The sequence below is a fragment of the Streptomyces meridianus genome (assembly GCF_023703325.1).
GTDB lineage: Bacteria > Actinomycetota > Actinomycetes > Streptomycetales > Streptomycetaceae > Streptomyces > Streptomyces meridianus.
In genome coordinates this window covers 1-1,802 of the sequence record NZ_JAMQGM010000055.1, presented here as the reverse complement: position 1 = coordinate 1,802, position 1,802 = coordinate 1, and the positions used below count along the sequence as shown (strand labels likewise).

The following is a 1,802-nucleotide window of genomic DNA, read 5'->3' as shown; positions in this document are numbered from 1 at the left end:
TTGACATCCTCGCCGCCCTGAAGGACGGCGATTCCCGCTTATCGCGCCGTTGAAGGCTTCGGTGTCGAGTGGGTTCCTGCTTCGCTGCGCGGTGCCGGGACGAGTCCTGGTCTTACCTGCGCTCCACAGGCTGACACCGCCAGTCCGGCGGCCTTGGCGACGTTGACCGCCGCGTTGATGTCCCGGTCGAGGACGGCCCCGCATGCCCCGCACGTCCACACGCGGACGTGGAGGGGCTTGGGACCGTCCTTGACGCCGCACCGCGAGCACACCTGGGAAGTCGGCTCGAACCGGCCGATCTTCACGAAGGTGCGCCCGTACCGGGCGGCCTTGTACTCCAGCATGCTCACGAACGCCGACCATCCGGCGTCGTGAATCGACTTGGCCAGGCGCGTGCGGGCGAGTCCCTTCACCGCCAGGTCCTCCACGGCGACCGCTTGGTTCTCGCGGATCAGCTGTGTGGAGAGCTGGTGGTGGAACTCGCGGCGCGCGTCCGCGACACGGGCGTGTGCCCGTGCGACGCGGATCCTGGCCTTGTCCCGGTTCTTGCTGCCCTTCTCCTTGCGAGAGAGGGAGCGCTGCGCCTTCTTCAGGCGTTTTTCGGCCCGGCGCAGGAAGCGCGGGCTGTCGATCTTCGTCCCGTCGGAGAGGACCGCGAAGTGTCCGAGCCCGAGATCGATGCCCACCTCGGGCGCGACCTGGGGCAGGACTTCCTCCGGGCCGGTCTCCACAACGAAGGACGCGAAGTACCGGCCTGCCGCGTCCTTGACCACGGTCACCGTGGACGGCGTCGACGGCAGGGAGCGGGACCACTTGACCTTGAGGTCGCCGATCTTCGGCAGGCGCAGCTTCTGTCCGGGCGTGATCGACCAACGGGCGTTGGCGGTGAAGCGGACGGCCTGCCGGGTGTCCTTGCGGGACTTGTACCGTGGTGGGCCGATGCGTGGGCGCTTGCCCTTCAGGCCGTCGAAGAAGTTCCGGTACGCCGCGTCCAGGTCCCGCAAGGACTGCTGGAGGACGACCGCCGACACCTCGCCGAGCCAGGCCCGTTCCGGGGTGTTCTTCGCCTCGGTGATCAGCTGCTTCGACAGGTCCCCGGTCTTCGGGAACGGCATCCCCTCGCTGCGGGCGGTCTCCCGAGCCCTGAGGGCATCGTTGTAGACCACCCGCGCGCACCCGAACGCCCCCGCCAGCGCCGTGCGCTGACCGGCGCTCGGGTACACGCGGAAGCTGTACCGAAGCTGCACGCGGATCACGATACACAATTGGTATATGGGTATCGATGAGAACGTTCGCACAGGACGGCACTGCGTTTTCCGCATGCACGTCCACTTGGTTTTCGTAACGAAATACCGGCACTCCGTCTTCGCCGACCGGCACCTGACGCGATGCGAGGAGATCATGCGGGCCGTCTGCGGGGACTTCGAGGCCGAGCTGGTGGAGTTCAACGGCGAGGCCAACCACGTCCACCTGCTCGTGAACTTCCCGCCGAAGGTCGCCGTATCCAGGCTGGTGAACTCCCTCAAGGGCGTGTCCTCGCGCAGACTCCGCCAGGAGTTCCCCGACCTCGTCCGCCACTACTGGCGGGCACAGCGCCTGTGGTCTGGCTCGTACTTCGCCGGGTCGGTCGGCGGCGCGCCGCTCAGCATCGTGAAGCAGTACATCGAGCAGCAGAGCCGGCCGCTCTGACCCGGGCTGAGGTGAACAGCGCGGATCCGTGCACACAGCTGAGGTCAGAGCAGTTCTCAGATTCGCTTCACCACCGGGCTGAAGCCCGGTGCACTGCGAATAGACCCGGTAGC

2 protein-coding genes are annotated in these 1,802 nt (G+C 67.1%); one reads left to right on the top strand and one right to left on the bottom strand.

Annotation, left to right across the window (positions count from 1 at the left end; translation table 11 throughout):
* Window positions 1-38: 38 nt before the first annotated feature.
* On the bottom strand, window positions 39-1,247 hold the full coding sequence (locus tag M1E25_RS23240; RefSeq protein ID WP_251418851.1) for an RNA-guided endonuclease InsQ/TnpB family protein: 1,209 nt from the start codon (window positions 1,245-1,247) through the stop codon (window positions 39-41).
* 25 nt (window positions 1,248-1,272) lie between these two features.
* Between M1E25_RS23240 and tnpA the strand changes: the two genes are divergently transcribed.
* Window positions 1,273-1,689 (top strand): IS200/IS605 family transposase, encoded by a 417-nt coding sequence (gene tnpA, locus M1E25_RS23235; protein ID WP_251418849.1) that lies wholly within the window; start codon window positions 1,273-1,275, stop codon window positions 1,687-1,689.
* The last annotated feature ends 113 nt before the right edge of the window (window positions 1,690-1,802 follow it).

Coding starts and splice junctions, on each gene's coding strand:
- tnpA (WP_251418849.1), top strand. CDS start 1,273: ATGGGTATCGATGAGAACGTTCGCACAGGACGGCACTGCGTTTTCCGC.